The 1,191-nt window shown below is 61.5% G+C and carries 1 protein-coding gene; it reads left to right on the plus strand.

Features of this window, described 5'->3' with window-relative positions:
* Positions 1–287 precede the first annotated feature (287 nt).
* A protein-coding gene (locus AC1DWF_RS32150) for an IS5 family transposase (RefSeq protein WP_476842587.1) occupies positions 288–1,126 on the plus strand; the annotation gives its coding sequence in 2 pieces (ribosomal slippage) (positions 288–672 and positions 672–1,126; 840 coding nt in all).
* Positions 1,127–1,191: the final 65 nt, after the last annotated feature.

Consider the following 1,191-nt stretch of genomic DNA (forward strand, 5'->3'; position numbering starts at 1 on the left):
GATAAACCGCCTTGCCCTCCACGCGCGTCCACTGGCGTGTTGGGGCATCCAGAAAAATCGTTGGTATAGGCGTTGGTACGACGGCAACATGGTGACTGCCGATACCAACAGCCAGGCCGCCCTATGCCTTTGTCTGACGTTAAAATTCGAACCGTGAAACCGACGAGTAAGCCAACCAAGCTCTCGGACGGCGGTGGCCTCCACCTTAGTGTCCGTCCGGGAACAGCTTGAATCTATGGAATCATTTATGATTCGATGACGCCTGCACGATTCGCGGGAGCTTTGAGATGTGGACGCAAGAGAACCGCGGTCGGTATGACCGGAGCAAGCTGCGCTATCCCAGCGATCTTACCGACGAGGAGTGGGGCCTGATCAGCCCAATGATCCCGCCCGCCAAGCGAGGCGGCAACAAGCGCACGGTGTCCGAGCGCGATATCGTCAACGGCGTGATGTACATCCTCAGCACCGGCTGCCAGTGGGCGGCGCTGCCGAAGGATCTGCCACCACGCAGCACGGTGAACGACTATTTCCGGCGCTGGGACTGGGACGGCACGCTCGGCCGGATCCATCACGCGCTCTACGTGAAGTGCCGGGAGTTCGCAGCACGCGAGGSCAGYCCGACGRCKGCGATCATCGACAGCCAGAGCGTCAAGAGCGCGGAAAAAGGGGGGCGTCGATTGATCCGCCGGGCTTCGATGCGGGCAAGCGGATCAAGGGCAAGAAGCGCCACCTTCTCGTAGATACCCAAGGCCTGCTGCTGCACGCGATCATCCACGCCGCCGATATCCAGGACCGCGATGGCGGTGTGCTGCTGATGGGATCGCTGTTCGGGTTGTTCCCGTTCCTGCTGAGGCTCTACGCCGACAGCGGCTACCAGGGGCCGAAGTTCCAGGCTGGACTGCACGGAGCCTGTCGCCAGATCAACCTCGCAATCGTCAAGCGTTCCGAGTTGCACAAGTTCGTCGTGCTGCCGAAGCGTTGGATCGTGGAGCGGACCATCGGCTGGCTGAACCGCTGTCGCCGCCTGGCCAAGGATTGGGAGTGCCTGAACCAGAACGGGCTCGCCTTCCTGCGCTGGGCATCCATTCGGATGATGCTCCGAAAGCTTTGCCAACACGCAGGATGATCACGGATGGACACTTAGGATCACGCCAGCCGGCGGGAAGCTCTGGCGCTTGGCCTATCGCCACC

The organism is Aminobacter sp. P4_D5 (assembly GCF_056401815.1).